A 22,755-nucleotide genomic window follows, 5' to 3' on the forward strand; every position below is an offset into this window, starting at 1 on the left:
AGTTCGGGCTCCTGGCGGTGTGTCAGTGTCAAGAATGAAGCGTAGTGCACTCAGCAGTCAATGGCAAATTTTAAGCCTATAGGCGGTTTGAGCTTGAGTCTGCTTAAGCATTGCCATTAAAATCGCATAGATCAGATATGTTAACACTTTCGCCGTTCCAGTTATGATTGAGCTTCACCGCATTACACAGCGCTTCGCGGGTCCCAAGGGTCCAATAGAGGCTTTACATGATGTTAACCTCACGATTGGCGCAGGTGAAATATTCGGCGTTATCGGACGTAGCGGCGCAGGCAAAAGCACGCTCATACGCACGCTTAATTTACTCACCCGCCCTACAGATGGGCGCGTTGTGGTTGCGGGGCGTGATTTAACAGCGCTTACGCCAGATGCGTTGCGCGCTGCCCGGCGCGATATTGGGATGATTTTTCAGCATTTCAATTTGTTATCTTCGCGCACCGTATTTGGCAATGTTGCGCTGCCGCTTGAACTTGCTGGCATGCGGCGCGCCGAGATTGAGGCAACCGTATTACCCTTGCTTGAATTGGTGGGCTTAAGTGCGCAAAAAGACCGCTATCCAACGCAAATTAGTGGCGGGCAAAAGCAAAGAGTAGGGATTGCACGCGCTCTGGCGAACCGGCCACGCGTGCTGCTATCTGATGAAGCCACCTCTGCGCTTGATCCTGAAACCACACGCTCGATTTTAGACTTGCTTAAGCGTATTAACCATGAGCTAAAGCTGACGATTGTGTTAATTACGCATCAAATGGAAGTCATCAAGGCGGTCTGTGACCGAGTGGCGGTGTTGGATGCGGGCCGCATCCTTGAGGTCGGGCCGGTCCGAGAGGTGTTTTTGCAACCGCAACACGAGGTTACGCGCTCATTATTAGGTGAAACCATTGCGCATGAATTGCCGCCGGCGCTAAAAGCGCGTTTGCGGGTACAAATGCACGATAATCACGCCGGCGAAAAGTACCATCATTTACTCCGACTCGCCTTTGCGAGCGGAGTTGATCAACCCGTGCTATCGGAGACCATGCGGCATTATGCGATGATCGATTTTAATATCTTGCATGGTCGGATTGATGAGGTCCAAGGGCAGCCGTTTGGGTCTTTAGCTGTGCTGGCGAGTGGCGCTCCAGTCAAAGTCGCGGAGGCCATGGCATTTTTGCGGCAGCGCGGGGTGCTTGTCGAGGAATTATTGGATCTAGAATAAAATGCTGAGTCTCCTACTTTTATCGTTTGAAGAAACGCTGCTGATGGTCGGCGTATCCGGTTTGCTTGGCGCGCTGTTAGGCGTGCCATTAGGGATTATCCTTTACTTAAGCGCACGCGATGGAGTGCTGCCCAATCTCGCGTTAAATCATATCCTTGGGTTCGTTATCAACGCGATACGCTCAACCCCTTTTATTATTTTACTCGTGGCGGTGATTCCCTTTACCCGGCTATTGGTCGGTTCTTCGATTGGGACGCTGGCGGCGATTGTGCCATTAACTATTGCGGCCGCGCCATTTGTAGCGCGCTTGGTCGAAGTGGCGCTGCGTGAAGTGGATGCGGGTTTGATTGAAGCGGCGCAGGCGATGGGGGCGAGTACCCGGCAAATTATCTGTAAAGTACTGTTACCCGAAGCCTGGCCTGGGATTATTGCGGGTTTGACGGTAACCTTAGTGAGCTTGGTAGGCTATTCAGCAATGGCGGGCGCCATCGGCGGCGGCGGGTTGGGCGATGTTGGTATCCGCTACGGTTATCAACGCTTTCTACCTGAAGTCATGTTGGCGGTAGTCGGTATACTCGTGGTTTTCGTGCAGTTGGTGCAGTCAGGCGGAGATTGGCTGGTGCGCCGGCTTAGCCATAAATAAACAGGAGAAATCATTATGCAATTTCGTGCTTTATCCCGCTTTGCGGTGATCTTAGGAAGTTTGTTTTTGGGGTCCGCGGTGGCTGGCGCTGCAGAAAAAATCAAAGTAGGTGTTACGGCGGGTCCGCATGCGCAAATTATGGCGGTAGTGAAAGCCGTGGCAGCAAAAGCGCCAGATGGCCTGGATCTCCAGATCATCGAATTCTCTGATTTTGTGCAGCCTAATGCTGCGCTTGCTGCGGGTGATCTGGATGCCAATAGTTTTCAGCATTTGCCTTATTTAGTTGCGCAGAACAAAGATCGTAAATATGCGCTGGTGAGTGTCGCGAATACAGTGACTTTCCCATTGGGGATTTATTCAGCGCGCGTCAAATCTTTATCTGAGCTTAAGCCTGGCGCCAAAATTGCCTTGCCGAATGATCCCACCAATGGCAACCGCGTATTATTGCTTCTGCAAAAGCAAGGCTTGATCAAGCTGCGCGCTGGCGTAGAACTCGCCACCCCGCTTGATATTACGGATAATCCGAAAAAACTAAAACTGATTGAGTTGGATGCGGCTCAGATTCCACGCGTCTTGAAAGATGTTGATGCTGCCGCTATCAATACAGATTTTGCCGTGCAAGCTGGCTTGACTCCAGTGCGGGATGCAATCGCTATCGAAGATCCCAAAGGACCGTATGCCAATCTAATTGCCGTGCGGGCAAGCGATCAAAACAAACCTTGGGTGGCCAAGCTCGTCAAAGCCTATCATTCACCTGAAGTGAGGCAATATATTGAACGCCAGTTTAAAGGAGAGGCGCTCGTGGCTTGGTAATGGATCAGCGGGATGGCTCATCGCGATAGTGGCGCTCAATAAATATTTAGAATGGAGTAGGCGGATGAAGGTTCTGGTAGCAGTCAAGCGGGTTGTAGATTACAACGTAAAGGTGCGCGTCAAGCCTGACCACACCGGGGTGGACACGGCGCATGTGAAAATGTCGATGAATCCATTCGATGAAATCGCCGTTGAAGAAGCGGTGCGGCTTAAAGAAGCTGGGCTGGTAACTGAAATTGTTGCGGTTTCATGTGGTGTGGCGCTGTGTCAAGAAACCTTGCGCAGTGCATTGGCAATGGGTGCGGACCGCGCGATTTTGGTGGAAACGAATCAAGAGTTGCAACCCTTGGCCGTCGCTAAACTTCTACAAGCGTTGGTAAAAAAAGAAGCGCCGCAACTGATTATTTTGGGTAAGCAAGCAATCGACGATGATGCTAATCAGACCGGTCAGATGCTGGCGGCTCTATGTGATCTGCCGCAAGCAACCTTTGCTTCAAAGGTCACTATGGTGGATGGGCGCGCCCATGTCACGCGTGAAATTGATGGCGGGCTAGAAACGCTTTCCTTGACGTTGCCAGCGGTAATAACCACCGACTTGCGTTTAAACGAGCCACGCTATCTAACGCTGCCAAGCATCATGAGAGCCAAGAAGAAACCGCTTGAGACCCTGTCTCCAGACACGCTGGGCGTGGATATTGCGCCGCGTCTAAAAACCCTTAAAGTTGCTGAACCCGCGGCGCGTCCGGCCGGTGTTAAGGTGCCGGACGTTAAAACTTTAGTCGACAAACTAAAAAACGAAGCAAAAGTTCTCTAATGGTTTAGGGTCAGTGAGTTTTTTAGATAATCAAAAAGAGGCGACATGACAATTTTACTTATTGCTGAACACGACAATCATCAATTGAAGGGGGGCATGCATAATGCAGTGAGTGCAGCCTCTAAACTAGCTAGCCTAAGCGGGCAAGAGCTACATATATTAGTCGCCGGCCATCAGGCGCAAAGCGTGGCTAACGAGGCCTCTCAGCTCGCTGGTGTGGCAAAAGTCCTCTTAGCTGATGCGGTGCAGTTGGCTGAAGGTTTGGCTGAAAATGTGACGGCAACGGCGCTTAAGATTGCTGCGTCTTATTCGCATATTGTTCTATTAGCGAGCGCGTACGGTAAAAATATTGCGCCGCGTATCGCCGCCAAACTGGATGTGGCGCAGATTTCCGAAGTGATCGCCATCCAGAGTCTAGATACCTTTGAGCGTCCAATTTATGCTGGCAATGTGATTGCCACGGTGCAATCGAATGATGCAATCAAAGTCATAACGGTGCGTGGCACAGCTTTCGAGGCCGCGGCAGCGCAGAACCAAAACGCACCGCTTGAAGCGCTTGAAGCAGCCCCTGAGACAGGCTTTTCTCAATTTATGCGGCGCGAGCTCACGCAACTTGAGCGGCCGGAACTGACCGCTGCGAAAGTGGTGGTATCAGGTGGGCGCGGGCTGGGTTCTGCGGAAAATTACACAAAATTGCTAGAGCCGCTGGCGAACCAGTTAGGCGCTGCTTTGGGCGCTTCGCGCGCAGCCGTCGATGCCGGTTTTGTACCGAATGACTACCAAGTCGGACAGACCGGCAAAATTGTCGCGCCGCAATTGTATTTGGCGGTAGGTATCTCAGGCGCGATCCAACATTTGGCGGGCATGAAAGATGCGAAAGTGATCGTCGCGATTAACAAAGACGCTGATGCACCGATCTTTAGCGTAGCAGATTATGGTCTAGTGGGCGATCTCTTTGAGCTGGTGCCAGAGTTAGTGACTGAATTGCAAAAAGCCTAATCTCATTTAACCGCTGTAAACCGCTGATTGAATTGGGTCATAGGAGGAGAAGATGAGCTATAGCGCCCCACTCAAAGAGATTATATTCACCATGCAAGCGCTGGCTGGGCTCGAAGCGATTGCAGCTTTGCCTGGCTTAGAAGACGCTAACCTTGACATGGTGCGCGCGATACTGGAGGAAGCCGCAAAATTCAATCATGAAATTATCGCCCCGCTCAATCGCGTGGGCGATTGTCAGCCAGCGGTTTTGCGCCAGGGCGAAGTGACTGCGACGCCAGGCTTTAAATCAGCCTTTGCCCAGTTTACGCAAGCCGGCTGGCAGGGGATTGTGCACCCGCCCGCGTATGGCGGTCAGGGCTTGCCAAAATTGCTGGGCGCGGCCTGTAATGAAATCCTCAATGCCGCTAATTTATCGTTTGCGCTATGCCCACTCCTGACGGATGGCGCGATCGAAGCACTGCTCACCGCGGGCAGCGAAGAACAAAAGAAGCGCTTTGTGCCGTTGCTGATTTCTGGCGCCTGGACCGGCACTATGAATCTCACTGAGCCTCAAGCGGGTTCTGATCTTGCCCTCATACGCACGCGCGCCCAGCAGCAAGACGATGGAACTTACAAATTATTTGGCACAAAAATTTTTATTACTTATGGCGAGCATGATCTAGCGGCCAATATTCTCCATCTCGTGTTAGCGCGTACGACGAATGCGCCTGATGGGGTGAAGGGCTTGTCATTATTTTTAGTGCCTAAATTTTTAGTTAATCAGGATGGTTCACTCGGTGCGCGTAACGATGTGCATTGCGTGTCGCTCGAACATAAATTGGGCATTCATGCCAGTCCAACCGCCGTCCTTCAATATGGAGATCAGGGCGGGGCCATCGGCTATCTGATTGGAGCGGAAAATCGCGGCCTCGAAAGCATGTTTATCATGATGAATGCAGCTCGCTTCGCGGTGGGCATGCAAGGTATCGCTTTGGCTGAGCGGGCTTATCAACAGGCTCTCGCCTACGCAAAAACGCGGCTGCAAGGCCGTCCCCTAGACGGCTCGACGCCGCATGCGGCGCCCATCATTAAACACCCAGATGTACGCCGGATGCTGATGACCATGCGTGCTTTAACGGAAGGAGCGCGCGCCCTTGCTTACTATGCTGCTGCGTTACGAGATTTTGCTGAGCACGCGCCAGAGGCAAAGACGAAGCTCGAAAACCAGGCTCTTTACGAATATTTAGTCCCGATCGTCAAGGGCTGGAACACTGAATTAGCCAGCGAGGTAGCCAGCCTTGGCGTGCAAGTGCATGGCGGCATGGGCTTTATTGAAGAGACGGGCGCGGCCCAGTATTATCGTGATGCGCGCATCCTAAGCATTTACGAGGGGACTACGGCAATCCAGGCAAACGACTTGGTGGGACGCAAAACCGCGCGCGATGGCGGCGCGGCAGCCAAAATATTGATGGCGCGTATCCTAGCAACTGAAGAGGCGCTGGCCGCATCCAATAGCCTAGCCGCTAAAGTGATGCATACCCATTTACGGGCGGGCCGTCATAGCTTAGAGAGCGTGCTTGATTTTATGGTTGAGCGCAGCAAAACCCAGCCCACTATCGCCTATGCGGGTGCCGTGTTATACCTAAAGCTTGCTGGCACTGTGCTGGCCGGCTGGCAAATGGCCCGCGCCTTGCTGATTGCACAAGAACACTATGCGCTAGATGAAACTTTCTACGCGCAAAAAATTGCAACAGCCCACTTTTTTGCGACGCATATTTTGACCCAAGCGCCCGGGCTAGGGGCGGCGATCATGAGTGACAGCGAGAGCATAGAGAGCTGGCTTGCAGAAGCACAGTTTTCTTAACCGGACGGAGTCCGCCGAGCTTATTGGCTGGGTGGGCTCAAACGCTTAGCAGAGCAGATTAAAGCGGACGGGTTAGCAGACAAGATAAAAAGTCCATTCGCGCAAACTCGTTAAAATGACTATAATTAAAGTGTCAAATTAAGAAATGGCACAATACTATATGTCATATAAAAGGTTCTTCCAGCAATTGCGAGCCATGCGTAAGCAAGCGGGCATTAAAACAGCACAGATCATCGCTAAAACTGGATGGTCGCGTCAGCGCATTTCGCAGCTTGAGCGGGGTGAAGTGGATGCGCAACTTTCCACCTTGATTGCATTAGCTAATGCAGTCGGGGCGGAACTGATATTAGTTCCTAAAGATTTGGCGCCGCTAACGCAAAGTTTCATTGCGAGTGGCGGAACTTTATCGCCGCATGCAAGTAAAACGGGCGTTGAGTTCTTGCTTGCTCAATCCCGCTCATGAAGTTCTTAGCAGTTTACCTGAACCAAATTCGGGTCGGTTTTTTGTCGCAAATTGGCGATATTTATCAGTTTTTGGCGGACGATGCTTATTTGTCGGAGCCGCATCGCCCGACTTTATCGCTGGCTTATAATGTGTTTGGCAATGATGCGTTGACGCGTCAGCTATTCACCGAACCGGCCACAGTTTTAACTCGCGGCTTGGGCCGTTTACCCCCCTTTTTTGATAATTTACTGCCCGAAGGACCGCTCCGAGAGTGGTTAGCCGCCGAGCGCCATACGACCCTCAATGACGGCCTAGAGTTACTGGCGGCAGCGGGCAATAATTTGCCTGGCGCAGTCATAATGCGGGCTGAGTGGCCAGCGGAAAGCATCAAGCTCAAACACAATGTGAATCAAAAAAGCGCCTTCGGACCGCAAGCCATTGAAGCGCCGCTGGCAGATGCATTTTCGCTTGCCGGCGTGCAGTTTAAGCTGGCTTTATCGGCCCTCGACGGAAATCTGCGTTACACAATGCATCTTGAACAGGGGCTTGATGGCGAACCTATCATCGGTAAATTTCCGTCGGCGCAACGGAATGATATGGTCTATACCGAATTTTCTGGGATGGCGCTCACGCGTATGGCTGGCATTGAAACGGCGGATTGCTGGCTGGCTCCAATCTCCGCGTTAGACGAAAGAGTACAGGCTCCAGCTAGGACATCGTCAGCGCAAGAATTTTTAGCAGTACGGCGCTTTGACCGCACCCCGGAAGGGCAGCGTATCCATATTGAAGATTTTTGTCAGGTATTAAGCCTGGCACCCGAACGTAAATATGGTAAGCGGACCGACTATGAAACACTGGCCGCGGTTTTATTACACGCTGCGGTGCACGGAGAGCGGCAAGTTGCGGCTTATATCCGCCGGCAAGTCGTGAATACGCTGCTAGGCAATACGGATGCGCATTTAAAAAACTTCTCACTGATCTACCGTGATGGCCGCACGCCGGAATTGGCGCCAGCCTATGATCAGGTTCCCGTATTTTTGTATTTTGACGAGACTCCATTTCTTGCTGTAAACAAAAAAATTGATCAAATACTCTCCGCGCAGACGCTAAAAACGTATCGTGAACTTTATAAGTTACTCGGTTTAAGCACAGTTTTAGCGGCGCAGATTGTTAAAGACACGATTGAGCGGTGTTTGGCGTTATGGCCCGAGGAAATGCGCCATTTGCCGCTGACCGTTGAGCAGCGTCGTAAAATTGAGTATCGCATCAACCACTTGCCGTTGGTGCGAGAGGTTCTCAGGCGTCGCTAACTTTCATCTCGTCGAACAACGCATCACTGCCTCTGCTTCAGCAGTTTCCCGACGTTCGCCCCAGGGTTATAGAGAGGTTACTTTTTTTGCTTCGGAACAGAGTTCAAATTAAAGGCTTTTATGCCTTGTTAAGGCGAATTAAGTATGAGATATCCGAAGCAAATTTGGCTTAGAATTGTATGCGTAAAACTTCGAATAAAAATCGAATACTTTCAAAAATCTTGTTGTTGTTCATGTGCCAGCTTTGAAGCAGGGGGAGTTATTCAGCGAAAGTTGAATTCTTAGCGGGTAGTGAGGTATGCAGCAGATCAACGAATGATTAGAGAGGAGCGACCAGCATGTTTCCTATTTCAGAGGCGCGATCAGTAACGCAAAACAGCTATGGCTTGATTAATATCTCAGTCCATGGCGCGCATAATGAATCTACAGTAAATTTCAATGCAAGTGCTTTAGACCCCAAATCATTAGAAATTTTAATGCAAGGCCTTGAAAAGAGCCAGGCAGTGCAGAGAGAAGTGCTACAGTCGGCCCCTGAACCTCTTGCGATACTGGGCGAAAATATTGAGCAATTCAAGAAAGAGTATGAAAAAAGTTTAAAAGCCAAGGGAGAATGGGATGTGCTGTCGATGTATGTGCCGGTCCAAGGAATCAAAAAAGGTAGGCAGGGTGAAGAGACGGTCGACCTTGAAGAAGAGTTAGAGCGATTCTTTGCCTCAGAGGCGACGGTATTCTTATTACAGGGTGTAGCGGGTACAGGAAAATCGACATTTAACCGTCATCTGGCGATTAAAAAACTGGAAGAGTATCAGCATCTATCCGAAACCCAAAACGATCCGCCGTTAATATTCTTTGTCGAGCTTAGAAACATAGAAAATCCGAATAGGCAGGTGATACAACAGTTTTTGCAAAGTAAAGGATTTGCGCCAGAACAGATTGAAGCCTTACGTCAGCATTCGCATCAACGCTGTATTTTTATATTTGATGGATATGATGAGATCAAAGAGCGGAATCGTAATTTTTATGATTTGAATGAATTATGGGAGTGGGAAAGGTCAAAATTTGTGATTACGAGCCGTCCCGAATATCTGGATGCGAATTATCAAACGTATTTCCGTCCTAAAGGGACTCGTAATGGATTTAGGGAAGTGTGGATGGCGCCGTTTTCAGCAGCGCAGAGGTCTAATTATATTCAAAATTATATTCATAAAACCAATTCTCCTTGGACCGCAGAACAGTATCAGCAGGCCTTGAGCCAATTGACCCATTTAGGCAAGGAACTGGAGCGTCCGTTTGTACTGCGTATGCTGTTGCAGATTCTGCCTGAATTGGAGGAAGGGCCTCAAACTCAAAAGACTTTAACGCTGGGTACGGTCTATGAACAATATTTTCAGAAGTGGTGGAGTAATTGGCAAGTTCGCTTAGGTGCTATCCCATTAACGGATGATGAGGAGAAGGCCAAGAAAGAACTCTGTGAGCGCGCCGGCGGATTCATGCAACAAGGCTTTGCATATATACAGAAGTGCGCAGTGGAGCTGACTAAAGCAGCTCTTACCTCTGCTCAAGATAACGAAAATTTTAAAAATCGATATCGAAAAGTGTACGAGGCATTTTTTGCCAATGAGGCAAAGGCGCAACTACTGCGCTTTAACGCGCCGTTCCAAATGAAACAAAGGCAGCACTACGAATTTTCGCATAAGTCGATGCAGGAGTATTTAGTGGCTCGAGCCATTTGTGCTCCTGATTTTGAGGCCATAGAACCCAATCCTAAAGATGTACTGAATCAGCTTTTGTTGGTCAAAGAGTCGGTTATCTTGGATTTTTTGGTCGAGCAGGTCAAAAAGCAATTGCAGTTTAAAGCGTATCTGCATACATGGATAGAAGCTTCTAAAGACCCTTGTGCCTCTGTGACGGTGGGAGCGGCGAATGCGATGACGATATTGGTCAGAGCAGGGATACAGTTTAATGGGGCAGATCTAAAGAGAATCCGGATACCGGCAGCGGATTTAAGTAGTGGGGTATTCGACTCAGCGCAGTTGCAAGGAGCGGATTTAAGAGAGGTCGATTTTCGTCAGATATGGCTGCGTGGGGCGAATCTAAGAGGCGCGCAGATGGCGGGTGTCCAGTTTGCCCGACATTCTCTGCAGGAAAAGAGAAAGGTCTATGCGTGTGCTTATTCCTCAGATGGCAAAAGCTGTGCGATGGGTTTTGAGGAGGGCGAGATCGATGTGTATGACACGTTGAGTTGGGCAAAAATCCACACTTTGCGCGGACATACGAATTCTGTCAGTAGTGTGGTGTATTCTCCCAGCGGTACTCAGCTTGCCTCGAGGAGTAGAGAGAATACGGTACGTTTGTGGGACGCGCCAAGCGGTCAGGCGGGCCCGACGTTGCGCGGACATACGAACTGGGTCAGTAGCGTCGCGTATTCACCCAGCGGCGCTCAGCTTGCCTCAGGAAGTTGGGACCATACGGTACGTCTATGGGACGCGCTAAGCGGTCAGGCGGGCCCGACGTTGCGCGGACATACGAATTGGGTTAATAGCGTTGCGTATTCGCCCAGAGGCACTCAGCTTGCCTCAGGGGGAGTGGACAGTACAGTACGTTTGTGGGACGCGCCAAGCGGTCAGGCGGGCCTGACGTTACGCGGACATACGAATTCTGTCAATGGCATCGCGTATTCGCCCAACGGGGCTCAGCTTGCCTCGGGGAGTTCTGACCATACGGTACGTCTGTGGGACGCGCCAAGCGGTCAGGCGGGTCCGACGTTACGCGGACATACGGATTCTATCATTAGCGTCGCATATTCGCTCAACGGGGCTCAGCTTGCCTCGGGGAGTCTGGACCATACGGTTCGACTGTGGGAGGTGTCCTCGGGTCAATGTTTGAGGAAGATTCAAGGTTTTAGGGGGGGAGTACTAAGTGTGGCCTGGCAAGGGCAGCCCGAAGGGGAATATTTATTGATGGGTAGTGCTGATGGGTCAGTGCATAAGTGGGGGGTAATAAAAGAGGGGGAAGGGTATCAGGTAAAGCTATATTGGATGTCAGGGAATCAGGCAACGGTGGTGGAGGATACGCTGATAGAAGGAGTAATCGGGTTAAGTAAGGTAAATCATAAGCTGTTAAACCAGAAAGGCGCTCGATTCTCGGAGAATAAATTATTAGATTTTTTTCAGAGAAATTTTAGAGTTTTCGAGTAAGGTCCAGAACGAGCATAAAGGGTTATAAATACCTGACAAATTTTCCATGGTTAAAAGCGGATGCGCCAGGTGAATTGGCGTATCCGAAAACGGTGATGTTGGCTAAGACGTAATATTCGAGGTGATCACTGCTGGGCGCGGCAAAATATCCAAAGTCTGAATCGCGTAGCGTTTAAAGGCGGCAATCTCAGCACTGCCCAGAATGGCGATGCAAAAAATAGATTTACGGTAATAAATACTGTATATTTATACAGTATTTATTACTGAAAACGTATCTGCTATGAGTCCTAAACCGCTCATCGCGCCGCTAATCCACTATAAGGGGCGTGGCGCAACAACCCATCTGCCAGGGCGCTTTGAAATCGATCAGCGCGATTCCTTCGACGATGGCTGGTCGCCTGATGATATCGAGGCGCCGCCCTTACACACCGAAGTCTTTAGCGAGCAAGCAAAAAGCATCCTAACGTATAACACTTCTCCTGATCTTCCATTTAACGTCTCGCTGAATCCCTATCGAGGCTGTGAGCACGGGTGTATATATTGTTTTGCGCGGCCTACGCATAGCTATCTAGGGTTATCGCCTGGGCTTGATTTTGAGAGCCGCTTATATGCAAAAGTGAATGCGCCACAATTGCTTGAGCGCGAGCTGGCCAAGCCGTCCTATCAACCGCAACCGATTGCACTTGGCATTAATACGGATGCCTATCAACCGATAGAGCGCAAGCTCTGCATAACTCGCCGCGTCCTTGAAGTGTTGCACACTTGCGCCCACCCAGTGGGTTTGATTACAAAGTCATCCTTAATCGAGCGCGATCTGGATTTGCTCGCACCCATGGCGGAGCGTCAACAGGCCACGGTGACAATCTCGATGACCACGCTTGACGCTACGCTAGCGCGCATTTTAGAGCCACGCGCCGCGGCTCCAGAGCGGCGCTTGCGTACAGTGCAGAGGTTGGCGGCGGCAGGTATTCCGGTTGCGGTATCGATTGCGCCAGTGATTCCATTTATTACTGAGCCAGAGCTAGAGCGTGTATTAGCGGCTTGCGCCAGCGCGGGCGCTACCAGTGCGAACTATGTCGTGCTCCGTTTGCCGTGGGAGGTGGCTCCGTTGTTTCGGCAGTGGCTAGCGACTCATTTTCCAGATCGCGCGCAGCGCGTTATGAACCGCGTGCAAGAAATGCGCGACGGCAAAGACTATCGCGCGGAGTTCGGTCAGCGTATGCAAGGGGAGGGCCTATGGGCCAATTTGCTGCAGCAGCGCTTTGCAAATGCGGTGCGTCGGCTGGGGTTAAAGCGCTGTCAATATGAACCTTTAGACAGTTCATCTTTTATGCGCCCGGTTCTAAAACCGATCCGCCAGGGCGCTACTGCGCAGCTCACGTTATTTGATAATGAATAGCGATTTTATAAAAATCTGTTTTAAATTCATGAAGATAGCCTAAAACCAGAGTCAAATAACCCATACTTTTCAAACTTCGGCTATAATTGCGCCCTTTGCCATTCGAATACCTCTGGATTCGAATATCTCTGGATTTTTAAGGATTCTAATATGGTTATTATCCGCTTCGCACGTGGTGGTAGAAAGAACCGCCCATTTTATAACATCGTTGTAACGGATTCGCGTAACCGCCGCGATGGCCGTTTTATTGAGAGCCTTGGTTTTTACGATCCGCTCGAAACTAAGGGCGAAACCCTGCGTTTGAATCAAGATCGCCTAGCTTATTGGCAAGGAACTGGCGCTCAGTTATCCGCTGCCGTAGCAATCCGTGTTAAAGAAGCCGCTAAGCAAGTCGCTGCTTAAAGATTATTTATTGCTTAGCCCTAAGCTACGCTTAAGACGTTTGCCGTAGAGTGTCAGAATGATGAGTGTCGCGGTATCGCCAGATGTTATGCCGAATGATTGTATAGAAGTAGGCGTAGTCGGAGGCGCTTATGGCGTGCACGGCTGGGTCAAAATTTACCCCCATGCGCAGCGTAATCAAGGTAGCGATGCGCTTTGCAGCGCCAAGCGCTGGTGGCTGATTAAGCACCACAGCGCTGCCAATGGTGGTAAGCCAGAGGGCCAAGCACAGAATCCGCGGTGCGTGACGGTGCTGGAGGCCAAAGTACATAGCGGCGCAATCGTAGCGCAGCTTGCTGAATGCAGCGAGCGTGAAGCAGCGCAGGCGCTAAAAGGGCTGCGCGTTTTCGTGCGGCGCGCTGATTTTCCGGCGCTGGCTAACGATGAATATTATTGGGTAGATTTAATTGGGCTTGAGGTCGTTAACCGAGCCGGGGTGATGCTAGGTAAAGTGAGCGACCTGATCGATAACAGCGCCCATGCGGTCCTGCGGATTGCCTACTCAGCTTTAAATCAAGCGGGCGAGCAAGTGAATCATGAGCGGCTGATTCCGTTCGTTGGTGCCTATATTCATCAGGTTGATTTAGCTGGCGGCAAAATTTTAGTCGATTGGGACTTGGATTACTAAACTAAACATCCTCGTTGATAGTCACTGCTAGCGCAGAACCTGCGTGGATTAGAGGGTGCGATGCAATTTGACGCGGTTACGCTTTTTCCAGACATGTTTCGGGCTCTCACGGAATGGGGCGTTATAGGCCGCGCGGCGAAGCAGAAGCGTTATGAGTTGCGCACTTGGAATCCACGTGATTTCACCACCGATCGTCATCGGACAGTTGATGATCGCCCATACGGCGGCGGTCCCGGCATGGTTATGTTGGCGCAGCCGCTGGCGGCCGCGCTAGCCGCTGCGCAAGCGCAACAGGCTAAAATAGGCGTGACGCCTCGCATTATCCTGATGTCGCCACAAGGCAAGCCGTTAACGCACCTTGACGTGATGCGTCTGGCGGCCGAGCCTGGTTTAGTACTTTTATGTGGACGCTACGAAGGCATTGATCAAAGGTTGATTGATGCAGAAGTCGATGAAGAAGTCAGTATGGGTGATTTTGTCCTCTCTGGCGGCGAATTGCCGGCGATGGCGCTGATGGATGCCGTAATCCGCCAGTTGCCCGAGGTCTTAAGTGATGCGCAATCTGCACTCCAAGATAGCTTCGTAGATGGTTTGCTGGATTGTCCGCATTACACGCGTCCAGAAGAGTACAACGGAATGCGTGTACCTGAGGTATTATTAGGGGGAAACCATGCGGCCATTAAAAAATGGCGGCGTGAACAGGCTTTAGCGAAAACGCTTGCAAAACGGCCTGATTTAATTGCTGCGGCGCGTTTGAAACAAACCTTAACGGAAGCGGATCAAGCCTGGCTGGCGGCGCATGCAAACCAGCATGTGCGTTAGCTTTAAGCTGCAAAAGAACGTGTATTTTATGCTTAATCAAGCGTAAGAGAAACGATAGGCGGCGCCACACTTTAGTGAGGCGCCATTTTTATAGTGTCATCCTCTGCCAAGGCCACGACTCGATTCGAGGGTATGCAGACAACGTTGGTAAGATGATTTTTGGAGTAAATCATGCATTTGATTGAACAGCTCGAGCAAGAAGAAATCGAGCGCGTGCTTGCGGGTAAAACGATTCCGGATTTTGCCCCCGGCGACACCGTCATTGTCAGTGTCAATGTGGTTGAAGGCAGCCGCAAGCGGGTGCAGGCTTATGAAGGTGTGGTGATCGCTAAGCGTAACCGCGGTTTGAATTCATCGTTTATTGTCCGTAAAATTTCATCGGGTGAAGGCGTTGAGCGGACTTTTCAGACTTACTCGCCGTTGTTGGCAAGTATCGCGGTGAAGCGCCGTGGCGCAGTGCGTCGCGCGAAGCTCTATTATCTGCGCGAACGTTCTGGTAAATCGGCACGGATTAAAGAGAAGCTGACCTTCAAAAATCGCTCTGCTACACCGGCAGCCTAAAGCAGCATTTTAGCTGAGCGAAAAAGCACCCATAGCGCAAAACTTTGGGTGCTTTTTTATTTCATCGAATTTGTAGGATTTAACTCGACAGGCGTGGTTTTTCGCATGACTTTTTTCTCCATATTGTTCGCTCTTATTCTTGAACAGGTCCGCGCATTATCATTGCAAAACCCTGTTTCTGCATTGCTGCGTCATCATGCAATGTTGGTCAAACATAGCTTTGATGCAGACGGTGCAATCAAGCGTAGCGCGCTTGCTTGGCTCGCTGTTGCCCTACCCTGGGCACTCGGGGTGGCTTTGGTGTATTACGTGCTGTATCGTATCCACTTCGTGTTTGCGTTTGCCTGGAATATCGTGGTTGTCTATTTCACTCTTGGCTTTAGGCAATTCAGCCACTATTTCACCGATATTCAGTTTGCGTTAAATAACCATGATATTTTGCGCGCCCGCGAGATCCTGCACCAGTGGACCGGTATCGACACCAGTGCTATGCCAGTGAGTGAAATTGTGCGCCATACGTTGAGTCATGCAGTGATCGCCTCTCATCGGCATGTATTTGGCGTTTTTTTCTGGTTTTTAGTCCCATTTGGACCTGCTGGCGCAGTGTTATATCGGGTGGCGGAATATTTAGCGCGCTTATGGTCTGAGTCTTCTACAGTAGATCAGCGCCATGCGCCTCTTGCCAGGTTTGCACAACAGGCTTTCTTTATCCTGGATTGGGTTCCTGCGCGCTTGACGGCGCTGGGCTTTGCGATTGTCGGTAACTTTGAAGATGCGCTTTATGCCTGGCGCAAAGAAGTGCGGCGGCCGATTGATACAAACGATGAGGTCTTGTTAGCCGCAGGTAGCGGGGCTTTAGGCGCTCGCTTAAATGGCCCCCATGCTGAACCTTCGAGTATAGATCTGCTGGTTAGCGACGAGCAGCCAATGTCGGTGGGGGAGGAATGCACGCCAGCGATGTTGCAGTCGGCGATCGGACTAGGCTGGCGGGCCATGGTTTTATGGATGTTACTGTTGGTAATGCTAACCATTGCGGTTTGGTTGGGGTAAGCGTGGTTAGCGAGTATTAGATGAAAATTCTGCTGCTGTACGGGCGCGGTGTGTGAGAATGAGCGGCTTAGACCGCTTATTCTAAGCGAAAAAAATACAAAGCATGAAACAAAAAAGAAAACCGCTTTTCAAAATGTAATAAGAACGGTAAGCTGTATCTGAAAGCAGTTTGATTAGAGGGTTATTAGCAATAAGTAAGGATTGAATTTTGCAGAGGATTTGAATTTAAAAACGCTGAAGTCGACACGGAGATCTTTATGAAACGGTGTGCTCTGGCAGTAATGATTAGCTTAACGCTTGCGGCCTGTGGCGGGGACGAAATAATCGATACGTCTAAGCCTAGAGAACTTAGCAAGCCTTTTACTCCTATGGAAGCAGCGGGATTATATGGGGGGCAGCAAGAAAAGCCTTTGATCGCCATATTGAATGGCGGTCGTTACTATGTGGTTAGCTATACTCGCGGAGCAATTTTACTGATTCATGGTACAAAAAGTAAACCTCTTGGAAAAGGTCACTTCTCGTCTTTAGATGCAAAGCTTTTCAATTTATCAGGCGACGGCGATAAATCTCAAGACATTATTATGTCAGCAGAGCTTGATGAGAATGATATGAAAAGAACGCTTAAAATTACACCAGATTCTGAATTGAATCTTGGTCTACAAGAAATCAAGGAGCCATATAATCCAGAATATGAGCAAAAAATTGGAATTCAAGAGTTGGCGAAAGGAGTGTTTCATAATCGCGGGGCTACCACTTTTCTAGCGCGTGAGCCATCCGGCGAGGCTGATAAAGCCAACATACATAGCGATATAACCCTAACTTTCACGGAAGATGGCGTAGTTACTTACACTGAGGATGAGGAGAGTGGCTTGTGCAGCGCAACCGGCAAACTGTCCGAAATAGCTGATGCTGGCCATGTTTATGATATATCTCTTGAGTTTCGAAATAAAACTCAACCTCAAGCAGAATCCTGTGCTTATAATGGTCAAAAGCTTTCAGGAGTAGTGATTTATACTCCGCACAAAAAATGGCACTTAAGAACATTGTTGACTAACGAAGCTCGTTCAGAGGCAATGGTTCTCAGGGGCAAAAAGAGCTGAAGCATCGACGTCACAAGATTAAACGTAGCTCTTAAAAAATAAAGAACGGCTAGCCGCGCTGTCCTAAAAAGCGAGCAGGTGTAGATAGAGCGCAGCTAAGTGTTGGCGCTCTATCGCTTTTTTTCGGCGAGCAATTGCATATAAAGCGCATGCCTTGCTAGCGCAATTTCCCCTCTCGCCAACGCTGTTAATACTGCGCAATCCGGTTCATGTAGATGACGGCAATTATAAAAGCGACAGCTTCCAAGAAATGGCTGGAACTCTGCAAATGCGCGCACCAGCGTTTCTTCAGATAAATGTTGTAAGCCAAATTCCTGGAAGCCTGGTGAATCAATCAATACGCCGCCTTCAGGCAGTGTATAGAGCCGAGTCAGCGTTGTAGTGTGCTTCCCTGTCTTTAACGCAGTTGAAATCTCACGGGTAGCGGCCTGGGCTTCAGGCACCAGCAAATTCACTAAAGTTGATTTACCCATGCCGGATTGGCCTAATAGTAACGTTGCTCGTCCGGCGAGCCGACCCGCTAGCTGCTCATGTGTGGCTTCGGGGTTAGCGCAAACTGAAGTTTCAAGTACCTCGAAGCCTAGCCCGCGATACACATTTAGCCGCGCGCGCGCGTTCGCCAATTGAGCGCCTAAGTCAATTTTATTTAATACAATAAGCACCGTGAGTTGATTAGCTTGCGCGGCGACCAATGCGCGACCTAGCAGGTCTTCACTAAAGTATGGCTCAGTGGCTAGGACAATCAGCAGCTGATCAAGGTTGGCGGCTAAATATTTTGATTTAAATAAATCTGAGCGATAGAGTAAATTATGGCGCGGCAAAATCTCGACAATCACCCCTTGATTATTTGATCGGCGTTCGCAAATGACTTTATCGCCAACTGCCGCTTCATTTTTTTTACCGCGTGGGAATCCTTGTAATAGGCCGCCATTATTTTCTAACTCAATTAAATAATGGCGGCCGTAGGACGCAGTAATTATCCCCTGTTCGAGAGCGTTCATGCTGCTGCCAAGAGTTGCTCGATACGCTGTGCTGCTGGTGGATGTGAATAATAAAAAGTGCTATAGATAGGGTCTGGAGTTAAGGTCGAGGCATTATCCTCATAGAGCTTAACCAGTGCGCTAACTAACTCATGGGCATCGGTTTGTTTGGCGGCAAACGCATCTGCCTCAAATTCATGCCGGCGCGAAAGCAGGCTGTTCAGCGGACCCAAGAAAAAGAGAAAAACCGGCATAATCAAAGAGAACAAAATAAGCGCTAGGCCATGAGGGTTGCCCGTAGTCAGTGCGGGGGGCGTCACGCCCAAGCTGCTATAAAACCAATCGTGTTGCACCAGCCAGCCAAATAATGCCATTAAACCAAAGCTGATGGCAAAGGTGATAGCAAGCCGTTGCGTTACATGGCGTCGTTTAAAATGCCCTAATTCATGCGCTAGCACGGCCTCAACTTCATTTTCTGATAAACGCGCCAGCAAAGTATCGAAAAAAACAATCCGTTTGGCTCGACCAAACCCGGTGAAATACGCATTGCCATGAGCCGAGCGGCGGCTGCCATCCATCACAAATAAGCCTCGCGCGGCAAAGCCACAGCGTTTTAGGAGCGCCTCAATCCGGCTGCGCATGGTTTCGTCGCGCAAGGGTTCGAATTTATTAAACAGGGGCGCGATGAGAGTGGGATAAATAACCAGCGCTAGCAGGCTAAATGTAGCCCAGACTGCCCAGGCCCACAGCCACCAAAAACGGCCTGCTTGCGCCATCAGCCACAGCACAATAAAAAGCAGCGGCAAGCCAAATACAGCGCTTAGCGCAAGACCTTTGAGCAAGTCGACAATAAAAAGCGTTTTTGTCATCCGATTAAAACCAAAGCGTTGCTCAATCGAAAAATGCCGAATATAGTCAAAAGGCAGGTCAATTAAGCTCAGAAGTACGAGCACGCTGGCAACTAGGGCAATTTGTCCGGCATAACCATGGCCGAACCAACCGCTAACGGCTGTGCTTAATGCTTGCAGCCCGCCTAACAGGGTGAGCGCAAAGAGAACGATTGCACCGGTAACGGTTTCAGCGTTGGCAAGATGGGTGCGCGCCACCGTGTAATCAGCCGCGCGCTGATGGGCCGCGAGTGAAATAGTCGAAGCAAACTGCACCGGAACTGCGTTACGATGGAATGTGACATAACGAATTTGGCGCGTAGCAAGCCATAATTTCGTACTGACCATTGCAATTAACGCCAGCATAAAAAATATAGTCAGCATATAGGGGCTATCCGTTAGATTGAGTGTGCGAAAATAGTAAGTTGAGATTTTCGCCGATTTAGCGCTGTTTTGCTAAAAAACTTTAAGCATATGATACCCAATCTAACTCATTCTGATGTTTCTGAGACTCTTTCCGCTACTCCAGCAAGTCTTGCCCGCAGCGAATTTAACCTGATCTGGCTAGATATGGAAATGACGGGTTTGCACCCTGCGACTGACCGTATTCTTGAGATTGCGGTGGTGGTGACGGACTCCAATTTGACGACCTCAATAGATGGGCCGGTGCTTGCGATTCATCAAACAGATCAAGTTTTAAGCGCCATGGATGAGTGGAATCAAAAGACTCATGGCGCGTCAGGTCTGATTGAGCGGGTGCGTGCTTCCACCCTCGATGAGCACGAGGCAGTCAGACAGATTCGTGAGTTTATACAGCGCTATGTAGCGCCGGGCAAATCCCCGATGTGCGGTAACTCAATCTGCCAAGATCGTCGTTTTATGGCGCAATGGATGCCTGAGCTTGAGAAATTTTTTCATTATCGTAACCTGGATGTGAGTACTATAAAAGAGCTCTGTCGCCGCTGGCAGCCATCGATTTATAAAGGTTTTCATAAACGCGGGTTGCATACGGCGCTGGCCGATGTTCATGAATCAATCGATGAGCTGAAATACTACCGCGAGCACTTTATTCGGTTGTCAGCGCCAAATCAGGAGCTGTAAAATCAACCTATAAAGATTCTCTTTTATTCTTCACTTCAAATTAAGTTGCATTCAATATGGTCGCTAGCACACATTCTTTTCCGCGTACGCAAGAACAATTAAAAGAAATCGCTTCGGATATTTTGCGCCACGCTAAACAGCTTGGAGCCTCTGATGCAACGGTATGTGTTTCCGAAGGCGATGGTTTATCCGTAACGGTGCGTCGCGGCGAGGTTGAAACTATCGAACACAACCGTGACAAGGGGGTGATGGTCTCGGTGTTGATTGGCAAGAAACGCGGTCAGGCGGGCACCTCAGATTTTATGCCGCAAGCTTTGCGCGATACGGTAGCTGCCGCCTATAATATTGCGCGCTTTACGGCTGAGGACGATTGCGCTGGTTTGCCAGATATTGAGTTACTTGAACCTACGCCACGCGCGCTCGATCTGTATCATCCCTGGCAACTCAGCGCTAATGAAGCGGCTGAAATCGCGCGCCAGACCGAGCAAGCCGCGTTTGCTACGGACGCCCGTATCAGCAATTCGGAAGGGGCAAGTGTCTGTGCGCAACATGCGCACTCTGTATTGGCGACTAGCCAAGGGTTTTTAGCGGGCTATCCGACTTCCCGTCATTTTATTTCGTGTGCGCCGATTGCCGGTCGTGGCCAGCATATGCAACAGGATAGTTGGTATACATCGAAACGTAGCGCATCTGATTTAGCGGCGCCCGAGGAGCTTGGCGCATATGCAGCGCAACGCGCGCTGGCAAAGCTTGGTGCGCGCTCATTAAGCACGCGTAAATGCCCGGTATTATTTGAAGCACCGCTCGCAGCGGGGTTGATTGGCGCTTTTGTGCAGGCCGCGAGTGGTGGCGCGCTGTATCGCAACATGACATTTCTCATCGACGGCTTGGGCCGTCAGATTTTTGCGCCACATATTCGTTTGCTGGAAGATCCTTACCGCCCCCGTGCGATGGGGAGCACGCCGTTTGATGCAGAAGGAGTGCGCCCGCACCCGCGTGAGGTGGTGCAAGCCGGCATCATGCAAGGCTATTTCTTATCGAGCTACTCGGCGCGCAAACTGGGAATGCAAACGACCGGTAATGCAGGCGGTTCGCATAACCTTGCGTTGCAAAGCACACTGACGCAACCACATGATGATTTGCCGGCAATGTTAAAAAAACTGGGCACCGGGCTTTTTATTACGGAGTTGATGGGGCCCGGCGTGAACTACGTTACCGGAGATTATTCGCGCGGCGCGGCGGGATTTTGGGTCGAGGGTGGTGAAATTCAATATCCCGTTGAAGAAATTACGGTAGCCAGCACCTTGCAGCAAATGTTTCAACAGATCGTGGCGATTGGCGCGGATGCCTATGTCTATGGCGCTAAGGAGACGGGTTCAGTGCTGCTTGAGCAGATGACGATTGCGGGTAGTTGAGGGTAGATCTATGCTAACCCCTATCTCAAACTCTGCCATTACGCATTATCCAGCAACGCAAAAATCTCTGCTGCCTTCATTAGCTTCGTTACCTGCCTGGCTTCCGCCCGAGATTCGAGAAATCATAGAAAAGCAGTTAGATCTGGCAGACTGGCAGAATTTTTTTAAAGCGTTGACGATCGTGACGCGCAATGGAGAGCCGATAGATTCTCCCACTTTGAAAGTGCACCTGCTACAGCAAAAAGTTCCAACTGACTATCAGTATGATGTAGCAAGATCAGACAAGAGCTTGCAAATATTTGCGTTGAATCAATTAAAAATATTGTGGAAGTCTGGTCAACTGGCTCAAGTTGTAGAGAAGCCGGCCCTTTTTGAGCTGTTGAAGTTGGCTGGGTAATCCCCCCATTTTTAATAGTTTTTAAAAGTAGAACACTAAGCTGTGAGGGCTAACTTCTTCTGTTTTGGGGGGATGCCTCTGTGGCGGATTCTTTGTGAATCCCGGCCAGCCCTGAGGATGGTGCTGAACAGAGGGCATAGCCAAAGCGTTGAACGGCGCTTGCTTGACGAAACCGCTTATCGTGACTAGGATTAAATTCAGTCGTTCATCTGAACTTGTAAGTAAAAGAGGTTCGAGCTAGCAGTTGATTCGGGTTCATCAACATGGTGTAAGGGGCGATGCGAGCCTCAAGCTTGCAGCGCGTTCATTCACTTTTAAAAGGATGTGGGTTCGCGATAGGGTGCTCAAGCAAGTGGCGATGAGGTGGCAAGGTCGAGTCGCAACAACACTCGTCTGAAATCTACGAAGAGGCTTAGCAAACTAGAAGGGGCTCATATGTGCCGCTATGCCATTAACAGTACCTGAAATCGGATATTCTATTAAGCACCGACATTTCCACCGCCCAGCTCACTACCTCAAAGAGGGCCGAAAGTACTTAAACCAGGCTCAGCAGCAAGATAAAGATCCTTTGGAAGCCACGCGTTTATTCATCAATGCGCAAAACACTTTGAACAAAATTTCTCCCTTTGAAAGAACTGGAGAGGTTAAAAATTGTTTAGCTGAAGCGTATTTCGGGCAAGGCGATTTATTCAAAAGG

At 49.9% G+C, this 22,755-nt stretch carries 21 protein-coding genes; 19 read left to right on the forward strand and 2 right to left on the reverse strand.

Annotated elements, in window-relative coordinates; genetic code table 11:
- Positions 1 to 163: 163 nt before the first annotated feature.
- The 16 genes from MCB1EB_RS04230 to MCB1EB_RS04305 all read left to right on the forward strand — a co-directional run bounded on the left by MCB1EB_RS04230 (position 164) and on the right by MCB1EB_RS04305 (position 17,278).
- Entirely contained in the window at positions 164 to 1,213 is a 1,050-nt protein-coding gene (locus MCB1EB_RS04230) for a methionine ABC transporter ATP-binding protein (protein ID WP_045362746.1), read from the forward strand.
- A 1-nt stretch (position 1,214) separates the two neighbouring features.
- Positions 1,215 to 1,856, forward strand: a complete 642-nt coding sequence (locus MCB1EB_RS04235; RefSeq protein WP_026920808.1) for a methionine ABC transporter permease — start codon at positions 1,215 to 1,217, stop codon at positions 1,854 to 1,856.
- Between the two features lie 15 nt (positions 1,857 to 1,871).
- The gene (locus MCB1EB_RS04240; protein WP_026920807.1) at positions 1,872 to 2,669 is read left to right on the forward strand and encodes a MetQ/NlpA family ABC transporter substrate-binding protein; all 798 of its coding nucleotides are present in this window, start codon (positions 1,872 to 1,874) and stop codon (positions 2,667 to 2,669) included.
- A 64-nt stretch (positions 2,670 to 2,733) separates the two neighbouring features.
- Positions 2,734 to 3,483 carry an electron transfer flavoprotein subunit beta/FixA family protein gene (locus MCB1EB_RS04245; RefSeq protein ID WP_045362743.1) on the forward strand — a complete coding sequence of 250 codons (750 nt, stop codon included), beginning with the start codon at positions 2,734 to 2,736 and terminating at the stop codon, positions 3,481 to 3,483.
- 45 nt (positions 3,484 to 3,528) lie between these two features.
- Positions 3,529 to 4,482 (forward strand): electron transfer flavoprotein subunit alpha/FixB family protein, encoded by a 954-nt coding sequence (locus MCB1EB_RS04250; protein WP_045362741.1) that lies wholly within the window; start codon positions 3,529 to 3,531, stop codon positions 4,480 to 4,482.
- Between the two features lie 52 nt (positions 4,483 to 4,534).
- Entirely contained in the window at positions 4,535 to 6,325 is a 1,791-nt protein-coding gene (locus MCB1EB_RS04255; RefSeq protein WP_045362738.1) for an acyl-CoA dehydrogenase, read from the forward strand.
- Between the two features lie 160 nt (positions 6,326 to 6,485).
- Positions 6,486 to 6,788 carry a helix-turn-helix domain-containing protein gene (locus MCB1EB_RS04260; protein ID WP_045362734.1) on the forward strand — a complete coding sequence of 101 codons (303 nt, stop codon included), beginning with the start codon at positions 6,486 to 6,488 and terminating at the stop codon, positions 6,786 to 6,788.
- On the forward strand, positions 6,785 to 8,080 hold the full coding sequence (locus MCB1EB_RS04265; RefSeq protein ID WP_045362731.1) for a type II toxin-antitoxin system HipA family toxin: 1,296 nt from the start codon (positions 6,785 to 6,787) through the stop codon (positions 8,078 to 8,080). The genes MCB1EB_RS04260 and MCB1EB_RS04265 overlap by 4 nt, the downstream gene beginning before the upstream one ends.
- A 338-nt stretch (positions 8,081 to 8,418) precedes the next feature.
- On the forward strand, positions 8,419 to 11,277 hold the full coding sequence (locus tag MCB1EB_RS04270; protein WP_052393725.1) for an NACHT and WD40 repeat domain-containing protein: 2,859 nt from the start codon (positions 8,419 to 8,421) through the stop codon (positions 11,275 to 11,277).
- Between the two features lie 280 nt (positions 11,278 to 11,557).
- Positions 11,558 to 12,676 (forward strand): PA0069 family radical SAM protein, encoded by a 1,119-nt coding sequence (locus MCB1EB_RS04275; protein WP_045362729.1) that lies wholly within the window; start codon positions 11,558 to 11,560, stop codon positions 12,674 to 12,676.
- A gap of 150 nt (positions 12,677 to 12,826) precedes the next feature.
- On the forward strand, positions 12,827 to 13,078 hold the full coding sequence (gene rpsP / locus MCB1EB_RS04280) for a 30S ribosomal protein S16 (RefSeq protein WP_045362726.1): 252 nt from the start codon (positions 12,827 to 12,829) through the stop codon (positions 13,076 to 13,078).
- Positions 13,079 to 13,136: 58 nt separating this feature from the next.
- A complete protein-coding gene (gene rimM / locus MCB1EB_RS04285) occupies positions 13,137 to 13,745 on the forward strand; it encodes a ribosome maturation factor RimM (protein ID WP_052393723.1) in 609 nt (202 codons plus the stop codon).
- A 60-nt stretch (positions 13,746 to 13,805) separates the two neighbouring features.
- Entirely contained in the window at positions 13,806 to 14,567 is a 762-nt protein-coding gene (gene trmD, locus MCB1EB_RS04290; protein ID WP_026920800.1) for a tRNA (guanosine(37)-N1)-methyltransferase TrmD, read from the forward strand.
- 171 nt (positions 14,568 to 14,738) lie between these two features.
- The gene (rplS, locus tag MCB1EB_RS04295) at positions 14,739 to 15,128 is read left to right on the forward strand and encodes a 50S ribosomal protein L19 (RefSeq protein ID WP_026920799.1); all 390 of its coding nucleotides are present in this window, start codon (positions 14,739 to 14,741) and stop codon (positions 15,126 to 15,128) included.
- A gap of 105 nt (positions 15,129 to 15,233) precedes the next feature.
- Positions 15,234 to 16,178 (forward strand): CobD/CbiB family protein, encoded by a 945-nt coding sequence (locus tag MCB1EB_RS04300; RefSeq protein ID WP_026920798.1) that lies wholly within the window; start codon positions 15,234 to 15,236, stop codon positions 16,176 to 16,178.
- 257 nt (positions 16,179 to 16,435) lie between these two features.
- Entirely contained in the window at positions 16,436 to 17,278 is an 843-nt protein-coding gene (locus tag MCB1EB_RS04305) for a hypothetical protein (RefSeq protein ID WP_045362723.1), read from the forward strand.
- A 110-nt stretch (positions 17,279 to 17,388) separates the two neighbouring features.
- Here the strand turns inward: MCB1EB_RS04305 and rsgA are convergent, their stop codons facing one another.
- A complete protein-coding gene (gene rsgA / locus MCB1EB_RS04310) occupies positions 17,389 to 18,279 on the reverse strand; it encodes a ribosome small subunit-dependent GTPase A (RefSeq protein ID WP_045362720.1) in 891 nt (296 codons plus the stop codon).
- Positions 18,276 to 19,529, reverse strand: coding sequence for a M48 family metallopeptidase (locus tag MCB1EB_RS04315; protein WP_045362717.1), 1,254 nt, complete (start codon positions 19,527 to 19,529; stop codon positions 18,276 to 18,278). The genes rsgA and MCB1EB_RS04315 overlap by 4 nt, the downstream gene beginning before the upstream one ends.
- Positions 19,530 to 19,619: 90 nt before the next feature.
- Between MCB1EB_RS04315 and orn the strand changes: the two genes are divergently transcribed.
- From orn to MCB1EB_RS04330, 3 genes are read left to right on the forward strand one after another with little or no spacing between them, the layout of a single operon-like run.
- Positions 19,620 to 20,246, forward strand: coding sequence for an oligoribonuclease (gene orn / locus MCB1EB_RS04320; RefSeq protein ID WP_045362714.1), 627 nt, complete (start codon positions 19,620 to 19,622; stop codon positions 20,244 to 20,246).
- A gap of 56 nt (positions 20,247 to 20,302) precedes the next feature.
- Complete coding sequence (gene pmbA / locus MCB1EB_RS04325; RefSeq protein ID WP_045362711.1) at positions 20,303 to 21,661, forward strand: metalloprotease PmbA; 1,359 nt, start codon at positions 20,303 to 20,305, stop codon at positions 21,659 to 21,661.
- Between the two features lie 10 nt (positions 21,662 to 21,671).
- Positions 21,672 to 22,058 carry a hypothetical protein gene (locus MCB1EB_RS04330; RefSeq protein ID WP_045362708.1) on the forward strand — a complete coding sequence of 129 codons (387 nt, stop codon included), beginning with the start codon at positions 21,672 to 21,674 and terminating at the stop codon, positions 22,056 to 22,058.
- Positions 22,059 to 22,755 lie beyond the last annotated feature (697 nt).

Origin of the sequence: Mycoavidus cysteinexigens, assembly GCF_003966915.1 — a bacterium.
GTDB classification, from domain to species: domain Bacteria; phylum Pseudomonadota; class Gammaproteobacteria; order Burkholderiales; family Burkholderiaceae; genus Mycoavidus; species Mycoavidus cysteinexigens.

Excerpts from the sequence above, each read along its gene's own strand:
- MCB1EB_RS04260 (WP_045362734.1), top strand. The coding sequence starts at position 6,486 with ATGTCATATAAAAGGTTCTTCCAGCAATTGCGAGCCATGCGTAAGCAA.
- MCB1EB_RS04300 (WP_026920798.1), top strand. The coding sequence starts at position 15,234 with ATGACTTTTTTCTCCATATTGTTCGCTCTTATTCTTGAACAGGTCCGC.
- MCB1EB_RS04255 (WP_045362738.1), top strand. The coding sequence starts at position 4,535 with ATGAGCTATAGCGCCCCACTCAAAGAGATTATATTCACCATGCAAGCG.
- orn (WP_045362714.1), top strand. The coding sequence starts at position 19,620 with ATGATACCCAATCTAACTCATTCTGATGTTTCTGAGACTCTTTCCGCT.
- MCB1EB_RS04230 (WP_045362746.1), top strand. The coding sequence starts at position 164 with ATGATTGAGCTTCACCGCATTACACAGCGCTTCGCGGGTCCCAAGGGT.
- MCB1EB_RS04305 (WP_045362723.1), top strand. The coding sequence starts at position 16,436 with ATGAAACGGTGTGCTCTGGCAGTAATGATTAGCTTAACGCTTGCGGCC.
- MCB1EB_RS04240 (WP_026920807.1), top strand. The coding sequence starts at position 1,872 with ATGCAATTTCGTGCTTTATCCCGCTTTGCGGTGATCTTAGGAAGTTTG.
- trmD (WP_026920800.1), top strand. The coding sequence starts at position 13,806 with ATGCAATTTGACGCGGTTACGCTTTTTCCAGACATGTTTCGGGCTCTC.
- MCB1EB_RS04315 (WP_045362717.1), bottom strand. The coding sequence starts at position 19,529 with ATGCTGACTATATTTTTTATGCTGGCGTTAATTGCAATGGTCAGTACG.
- MCB1EB_RS04235 (WP_026920808.1), top strand. The coding sequence starts at position 1,215 with ATGCTGAGTCTCCTACTTTTATCGTTTGAAGAAACGCTGCTGATGGTC.
- MCB1EB_RS04270 (WP_052393725.1), top strand. The coding sequence starts at position 8,419 with ATGTTTCCTATTTCAGAGGCGCGATCAGTAACGCAAAACAGCTATGGC.
- MCB1EB_RS04250 (WP_045362741.1), top strand. The coding sequence starts at position 3,529 with ATGACAATTTTACTTATTGCTGAACACGACAATCATCAATTGAAGGGG.
- MCB1EB_RS04275 (WP_045362729.1), top strand. The coding sequence starts at position 11,558 with ATGAGTCCTAAACCGCTCATCGCGCCGCTAATCCACTATAAGGGGCGT.
- rplS (WP_026920799.1), top strand. The coding sequence starts at position 14,739 with ATGCATTTGATTGAACAGCTCGAGCAAGAAGAAATCGAGCGCGTGCTT.
- rsgA (WP_045362720.1), bottom strand. The coding sequence starts at position 18,279 with ATGAACGCTCTCGAACAGGGGATAATTACTGCGTCCTACGGCCGCCAT.
- MCB1EB_RS04330 (WP_045362708.1), top strand. The coding sequence starts at position 21,672 with ATGCTAACCCCTATCTCAAACTCTGCCATTACGCATTATCCAGCAACG.
- MCB1EB_RS04265 (WP_045362731.1), top strand. The coding sequence starts at position 6,785 with ATGAAGTTCTTAGCAGTTTACCTGAACCAAATTCGGGTCGGTTTTTTG.
- MCB1EB_RS04245 (WP_045362743.1), top strand. The coding sequence starts at position 2,734 with ATGAAGGTTCTGGTAGCAGTCAAGCGGGTTGTAGATTACAACGTAAAG.
- rpsP (WP_045362726.1), top strand. The coding sequence starts at position 12,827 with ATGGTTATTATCCGCTTCGCACGTGGTGGTAGAAAGAACCGCCCATTT.
- rimM (WP_052393723.1), top strand. The coding sequence starts at position 13,137 with ATGATGAGTGTCGCGGTATCGCCAGATGTTATGCCGAATGATTGTATA.
- pmbA (WP_045362711.1), top strand. The coding sequence starts at position 20,303 with ATGGTCGCTAGCACACATTCTTTTCCGCGTACGCAAGAACAATTAAAA.